We start from the raw sequence: 14,512 nt of genomic DNA on the forward strand, positions 1-14,512 counted from the left end.
AGCTCGGACTCCGAGGCCCGGAGTCCGAAGCCCGGGGCTCAGGCGGGGAGTTCCCCGTCCTTCACGGCTCGGACGAACGAGGTCCAGGCTTCGGCCCGGAACACGAGCGCCGGGCCGTCCGGGTTCTTGGGGTCCCGGACGGGCGAGCGGGGGCGCGTATTCCTTGATGGTCTGCGCCACCGCTTCCGCCTCCGCCGCCTCGGCGAAGTGGTCCGGATAGCGGGATTTCGTCGCGGCCTCGCAGTTGCGTTCGAAGAAGCCGTCCGTCTTCAGGAGGTCGTCTATCTGCCGGGCGTACTCGGGGTGCATGCGGCGGGTCCCGGATTCGAGCCGGCCGATGAACGAGAGCCGCTCACGAACAGCGGTCTGCCCAGCTCATCCTGGGTGAGACCGGCCCTCTCGCGCTGGTGGCGCAGCTCGGCGCCGAGGAGAGCGCGGGGGGAGGAGCACGGATCCAGCTTCTTCCGTGGGGGCATGATGACTCGACTCCTCGTCAAGCACAGGGACTTGTTGGGCTTTCACCCCTGTTCAGGCTAATCGTGCATGAACACGCTTTGTAGAGAACACCAATACTCAGCGTGGAAGGGGAATCGATGACGGCAGACGAAGAACCGTGTGCGGCGACCGAGGGCGTACACATGGTCGAAGAGACGCTGGGAGAACTGCGGGCCGAGCTGGGTGAGGCGGGCGTCGTCCTGCCGTCGCTGCGGGTCGACCCCGTCTCGTGGGCCGCGCGGGACGTTCCGCCGCTGGTGGACCTGGGGCGCTGCAACCTCGCCACGGCCCGGCAGCTGGTGGCCGCACTGCGGGAGCGGCGGTCATGATCCCGGAACCCGGCGCGTACGTCGTGGACGTGCGCGAGGACCGGATCGGCCGGGTCATGGGGCACGAGGGTCCGTATGTGCAGCTCAGGCCGCCCGGGGGCGGGCTGGAGTGGGACTGTCCGCCCGAGGAGCTGCGGCCCGCGGGGCCCACGGACATGCTGCGGGCGCGGGTCGCCGAGCTGAACCGCGAGAGCAGGTTCCCGTGAGCGCGCACACCGTGATCCGGCGGGAGCGGTGGACGCTGGCCCCCGACCGTGAACCGGACGCCGAGCCGTTCACCTTCGCGATGGAGTGCGCGGTGTGCGGTGAGCGGTCGCTGACGGGTGAGGAAGTCACCGAGGCGCAGGACTGGTCGCTGCGGCACGCGGGCCGCCATCCGTCGCACTGCTCCTACCGGGAGCTGATCACCCGGCCCTGGCGGGCCTGGATGGAGGCCGATCGGTCGCCTCCACGGGCCTGAGCGGTTGTTGGCGTACCGAACCTGAGCACGGCGTTTGCGATGCTCAGGAACGGTGTCGGCCGAGCTTGCGACCGCACCCCTCGATCGTTGGGAGCCGCGGCGTGCGAGCGGCTGTCAGGCGCCCGGCGTCCGGTACTTCACCCGGGACCCGTTCAGGGGCGGGCAGGTGCGGTCTCGGACCCAGGCGGCGCCGGCCGCGACAGCGCCGACCATGGCGACCGGCCCGATCGCGACGGTGACGATGCCCTGGAAATACTCGAACGCGTAGAGGCCCAGGAAGTTGATCGCGGTGCCCAGCAGGGCCGCTGCCACGAGGATGAGGGGAAGGGCCTTGGTCATGGCCCGCATGGTCTCGTCCAGGGCGAGGTCGTGTCGGCGCCGGAGCGTTGCGGCCACGGCGCGCCGGGTCAGGAAGAAGGCGGCGACCAGGCACACCCCCCAGCCCACCCACATCAAAGGAGTGCCGGGATTGGGGTAGTGGTGCACCTCCCACACCGGGGGCCCGTTCAGCTGCGTGGTCATTACTTCGCTGTCACGGTCGAGGAAGCCACCCTGTGTTCCTGCCAGCCAGAGGATGATGGCGGCAACCGCAGGGATGGCGGCGCCCTTGGCTGCCGCGGTGGCGGTCTCCTTCAGGTGGGGGCGCGTGGGCAGCAGACCGCGTTCGACCGCCCAGGAGGTGGCCATGGCGTCGATGTCACCGCCGATGCAGTCGGTGACCGACCGGCCGTCGAGGGCGGCGGCGGTCAGGTCGGCTGCCAGCTCTTCGGCCATTTCATCGGCCGCGTCCTGTTCGATTCCGAGGCGGTTCCACGTCTCCGTGGCCTGGTGTATCGCGTCCTCAACTGTCAGCGTCATGATTCCTCCCGCGTGGTTCGGCTGATGATGGAGCCGATGCTCGTGGCGAATTCGCTCCAGTCGCGGCTCCACGACTGGAGCATCCGCAGGCCTGCTTCGCTGGGCCGGTAGTAGGTGCGGGCGGGCCCCCCGTCCCCGCTGCGGCGCTCGATCTCGACCAGCTCGCGCTTCCGCAGACGCGCCAGCGCCGGGTAGATCGAGCCGTCCGCGACATCGAGCCCGGCCTTGGCGAGCCGGACGGTCATCTCGTAGCCGTAGACCGGGGCCTCCGCCATCAAGGCCAGCAGGCACATGTCCAGCACCCCTCGCAGCCACTGGGCGCGCGGAGTGGATGTCTCCTCCATGGCTCAGTACCTTACACAGCACGAGTCATGCGGTGCAAGCTAGTGCGGTGCAAGGTAATGCGGTGGGAGCCGGTGCGGTTTCCGACGGTTCCGGGCAGCCGGGAGCGCCGCGACGCAGGTCGGCCGGTTCGTCACCGTGTGGCAGCGGCCGTCGAAGGCCCGCCCCGGCCCTCCGGCGCCCAACGACTGGGTTGCTCTCTCGTCGTCGGGCGCCGTGACGGGGCCCGGGCGGCGGCCAACTGCTGACGGACGGCGGCCCGGCACTTCTCCGCCGCGTGGTCGGCTGTGCTGGGTACTGCGGCGGGCCAGGGGACGCGGTGTCAGGTCCGCAGGCGCTGTGAGTCGTCGTGGCCGTCGTCGGACGCGGGCCGTGCGGTGGCCGGGGCCGGGGGCGGGGTGGCCGGGTCGTTGGTGGTGGCGAGGGGCTTCGGCTGCGCCGGGTCGGCGTTCAGTTCGTCCAGCATCTGGGTGCTGAAGCCGAAGAAGTAGGTGATCAGGAAACCGGCGAGATAGCCGACGAGCAGTCCGCCCGCGTAGATGGCCACGGTTGTCACGGCGCCTCCGTTGCCGTCCAGGAGAGGGAAGAGGGCCCAGCCGGAGGGGCCGATGGCGGTCGAGCCGACCGTGTTGCCGAGCTGGTTGAGCGCGCCGACGAAGGCACCGCCGAACGCGCCGCCCACGCAGGCGGTGATGAAGGGGCGGCCGAGCGGCAGCGAGACGCCGTAGATCAGAGGCTCGCCCACGCCGAGGAGGCCCGCGGGGAGGGCGGAGCGGATGGTGGTGCGGATCGAGGTGTTGCGGCGGAGCCGCAGGTAGACCGCGGCCGCGGCGCCGACCTGGCCCGCGCCCGCCATGGCGAGGACCGGGAGCAGCACGGTGTAGCCCTGCTCCTGGATCAGGGTCGTGTGGATCGGGATCAGCGCCTGGTGCAGGCCGAGCATGACCAGCGGCAGGAAGAGCCCGCCGAGGACGAACCCGGCGACGCCGCCGCCCGCGCCCAGCAGCCGGCCGGCGAAGGAGCCGATCGCCGTCGACACCTCGCCCGCCAGGTACATCAGCCCGAAGAGGGTGACGAGGCCGGAGAGCAGGACGGTAATGGTCGGGGTGATCAGCACGTCCAGCGTCCCGGGCACCCAGCGGCGGCACCACTTCTCCACCTGGACGGCGAGCAGCGCCGCGCCCAGGGCGCCCAGGACCCCGCCCTGACCGGGGGCCAGCTTCTGGCCGAACGCGCTGACGTTCGCCACGCCCGGGAAGACGATGATCGCGGCGACGGCGCCGCCGAGCACGGGCGTGCCGCCGAACTCCTTGGCCGTGTTGAGGCCGACGAAGACCGCGATCAGCGACATGAAGCCGGAGGCGATGACGGCGAGCGCGGGCACCAGGGAGGTGGCCCAGGCGGCGTGGCCGGTGCTGACGAGGTTGGTCAGCAGGCCGTTGATGCCCGCGACGATGCCGCAGCCGATGAGGGCGGGGATCAGCGGGACGAAGATGTTGGCGATGCGCCGCAGGAACAGCTTGACCGGGGTGGCGTTGCGCTGTTTGCGGTCCGCGCGCATCGCGGCGCCCCGGTCGGCGAGTTCTCCGGCGGTGACCGGGCCGTGGCCCGGGGCGGCGGGCTGTGGGTCTCCGGGGTCACCGCCCTGGCCGGTCCAGGCGGTGCGCACGGCGTCGGCGTTGCGTCCGGTTTCGACGAGCTGTTCGAACACCGGTGTCACCCGGGCAACCACACCCGGGCCGAGCACGATCTGGTACGTGTCGTCCTCGACGACGCCCAGGACGCCGGGGAGGGCTCTGAGCGCCTCGTCGTCGACGAGGGTGCGGTCGGCCAGCCCGAGGCGGAGCCGGGTCATGCAGTGGGCGACGGAGGTGACGTTCCGGGCACCGCCGACGAGCGGAAGGATCGCGGCGGCGATGGCGCGGTACTGGTCCGGGTCTGGTGCCATGTGGGTGCCTTGCTGTGCGGGGCAGTGCTGTGGGGGCAGTGCCGGGCAGGAGGGTGGGGTTCGCGGGGGGTTGGGTGTCCACGGCGGTCGGGGCGGGTGCCGTGCGACGGGTGGTGACGTGTCCGTGGGTTCGGTGAGGGAGCCGGTGGTGGAGCGGGTGGTGGAGCCGGTGGGGCGGGTGTGATGGGCCGTCGGGGTGTGACGGGCCGTCGCATCTGGGGCGGGGCCCGGGGGAAGGCGGGTGCCCTGGGGGACGATCCACCGCTGTCACGCTGTCACGCTGTCAGGTGGCCGCGGTCAGGTGCTCAGGTGCTCAGGCGCTCAGGCGGTTGGGTGTTCGGGTGTCCGGGGCGTGGCGGGTTCGGGGTGCCGGACGGGTCCCGGCCCGGTGGCCGGCCCCGGACCGGTGGTGCGGGGCCGGGGCCGGTGGTGCGGGGCCCGGGCCGGGGTCACTCCGTCCCCCGGGCCGCGTGCAGGGCCGTCCGGAGGTGGCCGTCGGCCTCCCGGAGCAGCCGGGCCGCGGCCGGGCCGTCCACGCCGCCGAGGAGGGTGAGGATGGCGTTCTTGACCTCGCCGTCGGTCGCCGTGAGCGCCGCCTCGATCTCTGCCTCGGTCGCGCCGGTGGCCAGAGAAACGATCCGGCGGGACCGGGCGCGCAGCTTCTCGTTGGAGGCCCGGACGTCGACCATCAGGTTCCCGTAGGTCTTGCCCAGCCGGATCATGGTGATCGTCGAGATCATGTTGAGCACGAGCTTCTGCGCCGTGCCGGCCTTGAGCCGCGTCGAACCGGTGACCAGCTCCGGGCCGACGACGACCTCGATGGGGTGGTCCGCCGCGTCGGCGAGCGGCGAACCGGTGTTGCAGGCCAGCCCGACCGTCAGCGCGCCGCAGGAGCGGGCATAGCCGACGGCGCCGACGGCGTACGGGGTGCGGCCGGAGGCGGAGACGCCGACGACCGTGTCCAGCCGGTCCAGCGCGAGGGAGTCCAGGTCCGTGGCCGCCAGCTCCGCGTCGTCCTCCGCGCCCTCCGAGGAGGTGACCAGGGCGGCCGGTCCGCCCGCGATCAGCCCGAGGACCTGGGTGGGAGCGGTGTTGAACGTCGGCGGGCACTCGCTCGCGTCGAGCACCCCGAGCCGTCCGGCGGTGCCCGCGCCCGCGTAGATCAGCCGTCCGCCCTGGGCCATCCGGGCGGCGACGGCGTCGATCGCGGCGGCGATCCGGGGGAGCTGTTCGGCGACGGCGGCCGGGACGGTGACGTCCTCACCGTTCATGATCTTCGCGATGTCGAGGGTGGGCAGCCGGTCGATGTCGGCCAGTTCGCTGCGGAACGCCTCGGTGGTCAGGCTGTCCAGCTCGGCTCTGAGCCGGGCGGAGTCGGCGGTCGAGGTCATGGGGTGGCTCTCTCCCGGAAGTGAGAGTGATTCACGGGTGTTTGGGGTTGTGGCGGTGGGCCAGGGCCTCGTAGGAGGCGGACAGGGCGGGCGCCGCCGACTCGTACGTCCGCTGGGCGACCCCCACGAACAGGCAGTCCACGACCAGCAGCTGGCTCGTCCGGCTGGACATCGCCGCGGGCCGCAGCTCGCTCTCGCGGGCGGTGGACGTGGTGAGGACGTGGTCCGCGTACTGCGCCACCGGCGCGTCCGGGCGGCCCGTGATCGCGACGGTCGTGGCGCCGTGGTCGAACGCGGCCCGCAGCGGCTCGATGACGTCGGTGGTGCCGCCGGAGTGGGTGATGGCGATGGCGACGTCACCGGCGCGCAGCTGCACGGCGTTGGTGACGGCCAGGTGCGGGTCGGCGTGCGCGTGGGCTATGAGGCCGATGCGCAGCAGCTTCTGCACCAGGTCCTGTGCCACCAGGTTGGACGCGCCTATGCCGTAGACGTCGATGCGGCGCGCGCCGGAGAGCGCGGCGACGGCTGCCTCCAGCTGGGCGGTGTCGAGTCCGGCGGCGGTGTCGGCGAGACACTGCCGCTCCTCCTGGGCGAGCTTGTCGACCACGGAGGAGATCGGGTCGTCGACCGCTATGTCGGCGGTGACGGCGGGCGCGGCGCCGGACTGCTGCTGGGCGGCGAGCCCGGCCAGCGCCAGCCGCAGATCGCGGTAGCCGGGGTAGCCGAGGCCGCGGGCCGTGCGCACCACGGTCGCCTCGCTGGTGCCGGTGCGCTCCGCCAGGGCGGTGACGGTGAGCGCCGCGCAGCCGGCCGGGTCGTCGGCCACGGTCTCGGCGACCCGCTGCATGGAGCGGGTCATCGACGGCACGAGCGTCCGGACCTTGGCGGCGAGGGCCGCGGGCGCGGGCGGGGCGGGAGTACGGGGCACGCTGTGCGAGGCGGACGGGCGCTGCGGTCCGGAAGCGGAGGACGGGCCGGCCGTCCTGTCCGCGGCGGCGGTCCGCGGCGTGCCGACTGCACCGTTCCTGCCGACCGCACTGCTCCCGCCGACTGCACTGCTCCTGTCGGCTGCACCGTTCCTGAAAGTTTCCTTCATGTTGCTGCTCACTATTGGAAGGTATTTTCAGCCCAGGGTGCAGTCAACCCCTCGTGTCCAGGGGCGTGACAATGGCCCCATGGAGCTCGAGTCCGCCCTGCACGCCGCGCGCGCCCTCGTCATCGCCGATCTCACCGCGGGGGGTGTAGCCCAAGCCGATGTCGTCTCCCTCGTCGAGGACTCGGTGGTGCACCGGAGGTGGTGGGTCGAGCAGTGGCCCGACGGCGTGGCCTACGTGGTCGGGCTCATCGCCCAGGACGTCCAGGACGCGCTGCTCGAACGGTACGGGCGGTGGCCGCTCTGCCCGGTGTGCACCGAGGGCGGCGACCCGCACGCGCTGGACATCGAACCCGCCCTGGGCACCGACCCGCACTGGGTCTGCGGCAAGGCGGGCGTGGTCGTCGCCGCCGTGGGGCGGCTGGACACCGCTCTGGGGCGCTGAACCGTGGCGGTCTACATCGACCCGCCGACCTGGCCGGGACACGGCCGGATGTGGTCGCACCTGGTCAGTGACGTCTCCTACGCGGAGCTGCACGCGTTCGCGGCCCGGATCGGCGCGCCGGAACGGGCGTTCGAGCGTGACCACTACGACGTCCCGAGCCACCGCTACGCGGACGCGGTCGGGGCGGGGGCGATCGAGGTCGGCAGCAAGGAGCTGGTGCGGCGGCTGACGGAGGCGGGGCTGCGGCGGCGGAAGAGCGCGGAGCGGAGCTGAGCCGACGGGGCCCGTCCGCAGCCCGGCGTTTCCGGGCCGTGTGACGGCCTGCCGCCGAACGGCGGGAGCAGCGTGTCAGCGCTCCGGGTGGATGGTCTTCCCGGGCAGTTCGAGATCCGTGCAGCCGTGCCGCTCCGCCTGATCCTCGGCGAACGCCACCAGGAGCTCGCGCAGGCGCTGCGCCGGAAGGTGCTGCTTCGGGTCGGACGGGGAGGCGTACACCCGGTAGTTCGCGGACTCGCCCGAGCAGCGCGCGGTGGCCCGTCCGAGGCGTTCGCTCATCACCGGATCCGTGGAGCGGGGGCCGCCGTCGGGGAGGTCGACGCCGGAGACGGTGAGGGTGTGGAAGGGCTCGTCGGTCCAGTCCCCGTACCAGCCGCCGAACTCCACCGTCACCGGCTTCTCCCCGTCCGAGGTCAGGCGGCAGCTGGTGATCGGGGCGGTCCGGCCCGTCAGGGCGGCTGCCTTCCACGGGCGGCCGTACCGGTTCCCCGGCAGCGCCGGGGCGTCGGCGAGCCAGCCGCACAGGGCGCCCTTCGCCTGCCGGGGCGGAACCCCGGCGGGATCGGCCGGGGCCGGCTTCTCCGGCATCGGCAACCGCTCGGCGCCGCAGCCCAGTTCGGCGGAGGAGGCGTTGGCCATCGCCACGGCGGTCCGCAGGGCGGCGCCGGTCGGGCGGTCCGGCCACGACCCCATGGCCCGGGTGAGCATCCGGCGCTTGCGTCCCTGGCCGTCCCGGGGGAGGTCCGGACACTCCTGCAGGACGACCAGCTGCCCGTCGACCTCGAACCCCGGGATTCCCCTGGGGAAGGGGAGGGAGTCGGTGAACGGGATCCTGAAGTGCGACTCGAGTTCCTCCCGCACGTCGTCCGGGTCGGTGGAGGCGTGGACGTTCAGGACGAAGTGGTCGTCCTCGGTGTTCAGCCCGCACGACACCTCGTCGGGGCCGGACACCTCCTCGTCGGGCTGGAGCCGCTCGGCCGGAAGGATCGCGTCGAGGTCGGCGGCCGACAGGTGGCCGCCGCAGACGGTCTCCGCGAACCACCAGGGCTGCCACTGCGGCTTGGTGGCATAGCCCAGGAGCGCCAGCGAGGCCAGAACCCCCGCCACGGCGGCGACCTTTGCCCTGGTGGTCAGTGGTCGTCGCTCGTTCTCCGTTGTCATGTCTCCCCCTGACGTGACCGCTGTCCCCCTGAAGTGGCCTCATGGATCAGCCTAGGGCGTTTCGTTCCGATCATCGGATCGTTGGTGGGGTGCCGTTGGCTGACGCGCAGTGGGCACGGATCGAGCCTTTACCGGGATTCTTGGGCAAAGCCCCGGCATTCACGCCGGGGATGACTCATTGCGTTCTCAGTTTGCGGTTTCCGGCTCGGTCCTTCGCGATGTTCCGTATCTTCTTGCTGCTGCCGAACTCGGCGAGCAGGGCGAGTACCGCCGGCGACGTCGACCCCGTGGCGAGGAAGCGCTGCATCCAGTACGTGACCTCCGCCAACTCGGCCGGCGTCGGCACATGACCGTCCTTGACGGACAGGTGGAACAGCCAGTCGTGGATGCGGCGGCGAAGGAACTCGCGGTTCCCTTCCGCTGTGAACCGGTCGATCTCTGGCAGTAGTTCGGACGACCACTGCCGGAATTCGGCAGGACCGGTCACCTCCATCGCAATCCTGTCCACGAGGGCGACCACCGCCGTCTTGGACACCATCTCGATGGGGTCGCGCAGGATCGTGGCCACCATCGCGCGGTCCCGGTCGCGGCTCCGCGAGGAAGCGGTCACCGAGACGACGCGTTGGTACGCGGACGACCGGACGTGCTCGTCCGCGACGGCATCGTCGACGTCCACGTCGAGGATGCCGGCTCCCGCCAGCAACTCGGCCACATCGGAACGCAATGTCATCGCTTCATCCACGCGCCGCATCAACCGGCTCCGTGGGAGTCCGGTGGGTGTTCATGGATCGCAGGCAGTGCCGCTCGTGGTTCGGCACCGGATCGTCCCGACCGGGAAGCGGGGAGACCGAGGAGCCGGTGCGCGCGAAGTCGATGAGCAGATCCAGCAGGGGCACGACGGTGACTGTGTCATTCGTGACCGGGCCCGACCACTGTTTTTCGGGGCGTGACGGGGGAGGGGACGGGGCGGATGGCGTGGGCGGACAGGGGCGGACGTGCGGAGGCCGGGCCGGGTTCGGCGGTCGTCGCGCGGCCCCGGCCCTGCGCACCCGTCAGGTGGAGGTGAGGAGTTCCAGTTCGGTGGCCATGTTGTGGCGCGCCGTCCGCTCCCAGCGGTCGTGCCCGGTCTCCGTACGGAACAGCCGGGGCAGGTCGAGCAGTTGGCGCAGCACGGCGGCCCGGCCCTCGCGGAACGCGTCGTGCGGGACGAAGCCGTACTCCTGGCGGACGGCGGCCGCGTACGCCGCGTACGCCTGCGGGGGCCCGGCGAGCACGGCCAGGTCCGCGTCGCACAGCACCTCGCCGTCGGTGTCCCCGGGCGCCGGGTCGTGGGTGACGGTGAGGCGGACGAGGCGGGCGACCTCGGCGGTCCGCGCGGCGGACACCCCGGCCTCGGGCAGGGCGCGTTCGGCGAGCTGGGCGCTGCGCTCCTCGTTCTCCGAGCGGTCCGGGCGGTAGACCGCGTCGTGGAACCAGGCCGCGAGCCGTACCGCGTCGGGGTCGTCGCAGTGGTGGACCAGCTCCTCGATGCGGTCGAGGACCGCCAGCAGGTGGTCGGTGGTGTGATAGCGGCGCTGCGGCTCCGCCCAGCGGTCGAGCAGGTTCTCGCCGTAGGGGGCGGGGTCCGGGGACGCCTCTTCCTGGCACCTGCGCAACAGCTCGGACCAGCGGGCGAGGAGTATGTCGTGAACGGCGGTGGAGGCCATGGATCAATTGTGGGCCACGGGCGCCGGACGGGCCCTCCCTGCCCTGCCCTGCCCTGTCCCTTCCTGCCCTCCCGCCCTTGCCGAGCCGTCGTCCGTCCGGGCGGGTGTTGCGGTCCGTCCCGGGCAGGCGCTGTGGTCCCTCCCGGTCGGGCGCTGTGTTCTGTCCCGGCCATGGACGGCGTGGCCCCGCCCCGGGCGTGCGCGGCTGCTTCCGGCGGGGGTTCTCCTGTGGCAACCTTGGATATATGTCTAGACCAATTCTCGAGGTCATCGCCCTCACCGCCGAGGACGCGGTCGCCGCGCGGTCCGGGGGTGCGGACCGGCTCGAAGTGGTCACCGATATGGCGTCCGACGGGCTCACCCCGTCCCGGGAGGCGTTCGCGGAGATCCGGGCCGCGGTCGACCTCCCGCTGCGGGTGATGCTCCGCCCACAGGCCGGGTTCGGCGTCGCGGACGTCCGCCGGCTGTGCCGCACGGCGGCGGAGCTGCGGGAGGAGGGGGCCGACGCGTTCGTCCTCGGCTTCCTGGACCACGAGGGCCACCCGGACCTGGTGGCCGTCGAAATGCTGATGGCCGTCATCGACGGCTGCCCGTGGACCTTCCACCGGGCGATCGACCGGGCGGCCGACCGGCACGCGCTGCGCACACAGATCGCCGCACTGCCGGGCGTGGACACCTTCCTCACCGCCGGATCGCCGGCGGGCGTCGACGACGGCCTGCCGACCCTCCTGGCCGAGGCGGCGCGCTCCGGCGAGCCGGGGTACGAACCCCGGATCATGGCCGGCGGCGGCCTCCGCCTCGACCACCTCCCGACGCTGCGCGCCGCCGGGATCGATGCCTTCCACATCGGCAGCGCGGCCCGGCCGGAGGGGTGGGCCGCGCCGGTGTCGGCGGCAGCGGTGGAGGAGTGGCGCGCGGCGCTCTGACGGGTCGGCGGCGAGGGGCGGTTCGCTCCCTCGGCGTCAGTCCGCCAGAGCAGCCGGCAGCGGTGCCGCGTGGACGACCGTGAGGCCCGAGACCGGACGGGTCAGCGACACGTACAGGCGGCGCAGGCCGGTGCGCTCGTCCGGCTCGCCGTCGACCACGGCGGCCGGCTCGTCCAGGACCACGTAGTCGTACTCCAGCCCCTTGGCGAGCGACGCCGGGACCAGGGTCAGCCGCACCTCGGCCGACGTCTCCTCGCCGGGCGGCAGATGGGCGATCCCCGCGGCCGACAGGGCCGAGGTCAGGGCCGGAAGGCGGGCGTCCGCCGCGATCAGGCCGACCGACCCCTCGCGCGTCAGCGCCTCCCGGCACGCTTCCAGGACCGTCGCGTCCAGCTCCGCCGGAGTCGTCACGGGCCGGACGACGAGCGAGCCCGGCGCCTCCCGGACCGAGGTGGACTCCGCGAGGTCCGGCGCGATCCGCGGCAGCAGCCGCGAGGCGTACGCGATGATCTCGCGCGGCACGCGGAAACCGGCCGTCAGCTCCTCCACCCGCGCGTCGTCGCCCTTGCCCAGGTGACCCAGCGCCTCCGCCCAGGTGCCGGTGGCCCACGGGGTGGTGCCCTGGGCGAGGTCGCCCAGCACCGTCGCCGAACCCGTCGAGCAGCGGCGGCCGACCGCCCGGTACTGCATGGGGGAGAGGTCCTGGGCCTCGTCGAGGACGACATGCCCCAGCGAGTGGGTGCGTTCGACCAGGTCGGACGCCTCGTCGACGAGCACCGCGTCGGCCGGGGACCAGGGGGCCGACTTCACGCCCCGGGCGGGCTTCGCCCAGAGGACCTCCTTCTGCTCGTCGGCGGTGAGCACACCGTCCGCGTTCGCGGCGAGGAACTCCGGGTCGGACAGCAGCCGGAGGACGAGCCTCGCCGGATCCACCGGCGGCCACACCTCCTTGACCACGGCCTTGACGGGGGCGGAGCGGGCCACCGCGTTCTGCACCCGGTCGTCCGGGGCCTCGCCCGCCGCCTCCATCCGGGTCAGGACGGCGTGCGCGATCCGCTGCGGCAGCGCCTCCCGGGCGGCGCCGTACCGGATGTCCCGGGCGAGCAACTCCGTGACCATCTCCGCCACTTCGTACGCCGGGACGCGCCAGCGGCGCGAACCGCGGACCACGACCACCGGCTCCGTCGGCGTCGTCACCCCGGACCGGACCGCGCGCCGGAGCACCTGGGCCATCCGCGCGTCGCCCTTGATGCGGGCCGCGCGGGCGGTGTCGTCGCCCCGTACCTCGACGTGCGAAAGGAGGTCGTCCACGGTCGCCTGCCGGACCTCCAGCTCGCCCAGGGTGGGCAGGACTTGCTCGATGTAGTGGAGGAAGGAACGGTTCGGCCCGATGACCAGGGTCCCGGTCCGCGCCAGCCGCTCCCGGTGCGCGTAGAGCAGATACGCCACCCGGTGCAGGCCGACCGCGGTCTTCCCGGTGCCGGGTCCGCCCTGGACGCAGACCGTCCGGTCGAGGCCGGACCGGACGATCTCGTCCTGCTCGGGCTGGATCGTCGCGACGATGTCCCGCATGGGGCCGACGCGGGGGCGCTCGATCTCGGCCTGGAGCAGCTTGCTGGCGGTGCCGACCGCGGCCTCGTCGGGATCGGTGAGGTGCTCGTCCTCGTAGGCCGTCAGCTCACCGCCGGTGTAGCCGAAGCGGCGGCGCAGCCGGACGTCCATCGGCGCCTTCTTGGACGCCCGGTAGAACGGCTGGGAGACGGGGGCGCGCCAGTCGACGACCATCGGGTCGCCGTGCGCGTCGTGGACGTGGCGCCGGCCGATGTACCAGCGGTCGCCGGGCTCCTCGGTCCCGCCGTCGGCGTTGGTGGCCCCGTTCGGTCCGGCGTCGGTGGTCCCGTCCGGCCCGGTGCCGGTGGCCCCGTTCGGTCCGGTGCCGGCTGCTTCGTCTCCGGGGCTGCCCGGGACCGCCGCGCCCGGACCGCTCGGGCCGGGGCGGGGAGCGTCCCCGTGCCGGGCATCCCCGTACTGCGTGCCCGCGTGCTGATAGTCGAGACGGCCGAAGAACAGCGGCGTGTGGGCGTGATCCGCGAGCGCCTTGATGCGGGAGTCGATCTGGGACTGGAGGACCGTGGCGTTCACCCAGTTCGCGGTGACGTTGGAGATGTCGAGCGCTTCGACATCGGTGCGCATGGCGCGCAGTGCGGCGCGGGACCCGGCGAGGTGGGCGCGCTCGCGGGCGAGCGGACCGTTGCTGTCCGGTTCCGGTGAGGGGCCCGTGGCGTCCTCGGTGCGGGCGCGACTGGGGGATGGGCGCGACTGCGCGGGCACGACGTTGCCTCCGGGGTGATCGGGTGAATGAGAGAAACCGGCCGGTTGCCGTCCGGACGGTGGCTCCCCGGGCGCCCGCGGAGGCGCTCCTGCTCGGGGCAGGTCGGGAGGCGGCAGACGGGCGATTGTAGTGAGCGGGGCGAGGCCGGTCGAACGGTTTGTTTCGGTCATCGGTGTCGATCACATCCGGCCTGCGGGTCCTGCCCGTGCGGGGGTGGCGGGCCTTGGTTTCCCAGGCGTTTCGCGTGCACCACCCCCGATGGTGGTGGTGGCTGGACTTGGCTCGGGAAGCCGTTTCCTGGCCGGCTCCGCCCCGGGGAGGGCGGCGGGTGCGCCGTAGGGGTGAGGGGTGGGGCCGACGGCCTCAGTCGCTGGACTGATGTGCTCCAAACGGATGAAACGCATCATGGGGACATGAACGCCGCATCCTTCACTCCGGTCCCCGCGTCTCCCGTCCGGGGCAGCACGGCCCTCGGTATCGCGGCTCCCCCGCACCCACGGCACCTGCTGGGCAACGTCCTGCGCGCGATCCGCGTGTATGCGGACACCGCGTTCCGGGTGACCGTCCTGGGCGAGTTCGACGAGCCGGCGCTGGTGACCCGCCGCCGCTGAGCCGCACGCCGCCGCCTGCGGCCGTGCGGCGCACGCGCCCGGCGCCGCACGGGCCCTGCGCCGGGGCCGGGCGCCTGTAGGCCTCGTCCCGCGCCCACGTCCCTGACCTGCGCGCCTGCGCCTCGTCCGCGCGCCGCCT

At 72.8% G+C, this 14,512-nt stretch carries 17 protein-coding genes and 1 pseudogene; 7 read left to right on the forward strand and 11 right to left on the reverse strand.

Annotated elements, in window-relative coordinates; translation table 11 throughout:
- Positions 1–38: 38 nt before the first annotated feature.
- Both AC3EQ1_RS08470 and AC3EQ1_RS08475 read right to left on the reverse strand, forming a co-directional pair.
- Positions 39–104, reverse strand: coding sequence for a hypothetical protein (locus AC3EQ1_RS08470; protein WP_488187151.1), 66 nt, complete (start codon positions 102–104; stop codon positions 39–41).
- A 40-nt stretch (positions 105–144) separates the two neighbouring features.
- Positions 145–476: pseudogene (locus AC3EQ1_RS08475) on the reverse strand (helix-turn-helix domain-containing protein); the annotation flags it as partial.
- 117 nt (positions 477–593) lie between these two features.
- Here AC3EQ1_RS08475 and AC3EQ1_RS08480 point away from each other — a divergent pair.
- Genes AC3EQ1_RS08480 through AC3EQ1_RS08490 form a run of 3 tightly spaced genes read left to right on the forward strand, consistent with a single transcriptional unit; the run spans position 594 to position 1,284 of the window.
- A complete protein-coding gene (locus AC3EQ1_RS08480; protein WP_432093677.1) occupies positions 594–824 on the forward strand; it encodes a hypothetical protein in 231 nt (76 codons plus the stop codon).
- Complete coding sequence (locus AC3EQ1_RS08485; protein ID WP_432093678.1) at positions 821–1,030, forward strand: hypothetical protein; 210 nt, start codon at positions 821–823, stop codon at positions 1,028–1,030. Before AC3EQ1_RS08480 ends, AC3EQ1_RS08485 begins: the two co-directional genes overlap by 4 nt.
- Positions 1,027–1,284, forward strand: a complete 258-nt coding sequence (locus AC3EQ1_RS08490) for a DUF7848 domain-containing protein (protein WP_432093679.1) — start codon at positions 1,027–1,029, stop codon at positions 1,282–1,284. The genes AC3EQ1_RS08485 and AC3EQ1_RS08490 overlap by 4 nt, the downstream gene beginning before the upstream one ends.
- Positions 1,285–1,398: 114 nt before the next feature.
- Here AC3EQ1_RS08490 and AC3EQ1_RS08495 read toward each other — a convergent pair whose 3' ends face one another.
- From AC3EQ1_RS08495 to AC3EQ1_RS08515, 5 genes are all read right to left on the reverse strand, one after another.
- Positions 1,399–2,142 (reverse strand): hypothetical protein, encoded by a 744-nt coding sequence (locus tag AC3EQ1_RS08495; protein WP_432093680.1) that lies wholly within the window; start codon positions 2,140–2,142, stop codon positions 1,399–1,401.
- A complete protein-coding gene (locus AC3EQ1_RS08500) occupies positions 2,139–2,486 on the reverse strand; it encodes a PadR family transcriptional regulator (protein ID WP_432093681.1) in 348 nt (115 codons plus the stop codon). The genes AC3EQ1_RS08495 and AC3EQ1_RS08500 overlap by 4 nt, the downstream gene beginning before the upstream one ends.
- Before the next feature lie 320 nt (positions 2,487–2,806).
- A complete protein-coding gene (locus AC3EQ1_RS08505; RefSeq protein WP_432093682.1) occupies positions 2,807–4,432 on the reverse strand; it encodes a PTS transporter subunit EIIC in 1,626 nt (541 codons plus the stop codon).
- A gap of 449 nt (positions 4,433–4,881) precedes the next feature.
- Positions 4,882–5,823 (reverse strand): N-acetylmuramic acid 6-phosphate etherase, encoded by a 942-nt coding sequence (gene murQ / locus AC3EQ1_RS08510; RefSeq protein WP_432093683.1) that lies wholly within the window; start codon positions 5,821–5,823, stop codon positions 4,882–4,884.
- Positions 5,824–5,854: 31 nt separating this feature from the next.
- The gene (locus AC3EQ1_RS08515; RefSeq protein ID WP_432093808.1) at positions 5,855–6,919 is read right to left on the reverse strand and encodes a MurR/RpiR family transcriptional regulator; all 1,065 of its coding nucleotides are present in this window, start codon (positions 6,917–6,919) and stop codon (positions 5,855–5,857) included.
- Positions 6,920–6,998: 79 nt separating this feature from the next.
- Here AC3EQ1_RS08515 and AC3EQ1_RS08520 point away from each other — a divergent pair, with 79 nt between their 5' ends.
- Positions 6,999–7,361 carry a hypothetical protein gene (locus AC3EQ1_RS08520; RefSeq protein ID WP_432093684.1) on the forward strand — a complete coding sequence of 121 codons (363 nt, stop codon included), beginning with the start codon at positions 6,999–7,001 and terminating at the stop codon, positions 7,359–7,361.
- 3 nt (positions 7,362–7,364) lie between these two features.
- A complete protein-coding gene (locus tag AC3EQ1_RS08525) occupies positions 7,365–7,634 on the forward strand; it encodes a DUF4031 domain-containing protein (protein ID WP_432093685.1) in 270 nt (89 codons plus the stop codon).
- Positions 7,635–7,709: 75 nt separating this feature from the next.
- Here AC3EQ1_RS08525 and AC3EQ1_RS08530 read toward each other — a convergent pair whose 3' ends face one another.
- The 3 genes from AC3EQ1_RS08530 to AC3EQ1_RS08540 all read right to left on the reverse strand — a co-directional run bounded on the left by AC3EQ1_RS08530 (position 7,710) and on the right by AC3EQ1_RS08540 (position 10,504).
- Complete coding sequence (locus AC3EQ1_RS08530) at positions 7,710–8,798, reverse strand: hypothetical protein (RefSeq protein ID WP_432093686.1); 1,089 nt, start codon at positions 8,796–8,798, stop codon at positions 7,710–7,712.
- 175 nt (positions 8,799–8,973) lie between these two features.
- Positions 8,974–9,549 carry a hypothetical protein gene (locus AC3EQ1_RS08535; RefSeq protein ID WP_488187150.1) on the reverse strand — a complete coding sequence of 192 codons (576 nt, stop codon included), beginning with the start codon at positions 9,547–9,549 and terminating at the stop codon, positions 8,974–8,976.
- Positions 9,550–9,850: 301 nt separating this feature from the next.
- Positions 9,851–10,504: an HD domain-containing protein gene (locus AC3EQ1_RS08540; protein WP_432093688.1), complete on the reverse strand. Its 654-nt coding sequence runs from the start codon at positions 10,502–10,504 to the stop codon at positions 9,851–9,853.
- Positions 10,505–10,749: 245 nt separating this feature from the next.
- Here AC3EQ1_RS08540 and AC3EQ1_RS08545 point away from each other — a divergent pair, with 245 nt between their 5' ends.
- On the forward strand, positions 10,750–11,430 hold the full coding sequence (locus AC3EQ1_RS08545) for a copper homeostasis protein CutC (RefSeq protein ID WP_432093689.1): 681 nt from the start codon (positions 10,750–10,752) through the stop codon (positions 11,428–11,430).
- A 36-nt stretch (positions 11,431–11,466) separates the two neighbouring features.
- On the opposite strand, the gene AC3EQ1_RS08550 is transcribed toward AC3EQ1_RS08545, so the two are convergent.
- Entirely contained in the window at positions 11,467–13,761 is a 2,295-nt protein-coding gene (locus AC3EQ1_RS08550; RefSeq protein WP_432093690.1) for a HelD family protein, read from the reverse strand.
- Positions 13,762–14,175: 414 nt separating this feature from the next.
- Here AC3EQ1_RS08550 and AC3EQ1_RS08555 point away from each other — a divergent pair, with 414 nt between their 5' ends.
- Positions 14,176–14,373 (forward strand): hypothetical protein, encoded by a 198-nt coding sequence (locus AC3EQ1_RS08555; RefSeq protein WP_351514964.1) that lies wholly within the window; start codon positions 14,176–14,178, stop codon positions 14,371–14,373.
- The last annotated feature ends 139 nt before the right edge of the window (positions 14,374–14,512 follow it).

It is taken from the genome of Streptomyces sp. bgisy100, assembly GCF_057709105.1.

Bases quoted from the DNA above. Each gene is read 5' to 3' on its own strand.
- AC3EQ1_RS08480 (WP_432093677.1), top strand. From the start codon at position 594: ATGACGGCAGACGAAGAACCGTGTGCGGCGACCGAGGGCGTACACATG.
- AC3EQ1_RS08485 (WP_432093678.1), top strand. From the start codon at position 821: ATGATCCCGGAACCCGGCGCGTACGTCGTGGACGTGCGCGAGGACCGG.
- AC3EQ1_RS08495 (WP_432093680.1), bottom strand. From the start codon at position 2,142: ATGACGCTGACAGTTGAGGACGCGATACACCAGGCCACGGAGACGTGG.
- AC3EQ1_RS08500 (WP_432093681.1), bottom strand. From the start codon at position 2,486: ATGGAGGAGACATCCACTCCGCGCGCCCAGTGGCTGCGAGGGGTGCTG.
- AC3EQ1_RS08505 (WP_432093682.1), bottom strand. From the start codon at position 4,432: ATGGCACCAGACCCGGACCAGTACCGCGCCATCGCCGCCGCGATCCTT.
- murQ (WP_432093683.1), bottom strand. From the start codon at position 5,823: ATGACCTCGACCGCCGACTCCGCCCGGCTCAGAGCCGAGCTGGACAGC.
- AC3EQ1_RS08515 (WP_432093808.1), bottom strand. From the start codon at position 6,919: ATGAAGGAAACTTTCAGGAACGGTGCAGCCGACAGGAGCAGTGCAGTC.
- AC3EQ1_RS08520 (WP_432093684.1), top strand. From the start codon at position 6,999: ATGGAGCTCGAGTCCGCCCTGCACGCCGCGCGCGCCCTCGTCATCGCC.
- AC3EQ1_RS08530 (WP_432093686.1), bottom strand. From the start codon at position 8,798: ATGACAACGGAGAACGAGCGACGACCACTGACCACCAGGGCAAAGGTC.
- AC3EQ1_RS08535 (WP_488187150.1), bottom strand. From the start codon at position 9,549: ATGCGGCGCGTGGATGAAGCGATGACATTGCGTTCCGATGTGGCCGAG.
- AC3EQ1_RS08540 (WP_432093688.1), bottom strand. From the start codon at position 10,504: ATGGCCTCCACCGCCGTTCACGACATACTCCTCGCCCGCTGGTCCGAG.
- AC3EQ1_RS08545 (WP_432093689.1), top strand. From the start codon at position 10,750: ATGTCTAGACCAATTCTCGAGGTCATCGCCCTCACCGCCGAGGACGCG.
- AC3EQ1_RS08555 (WP_351514964.1), top strand. From the start codon at position 14,176: ATGAACGCCGCATCCTTCACTCCGGTCCCCGCGTCTCCCGTCCGGGGC.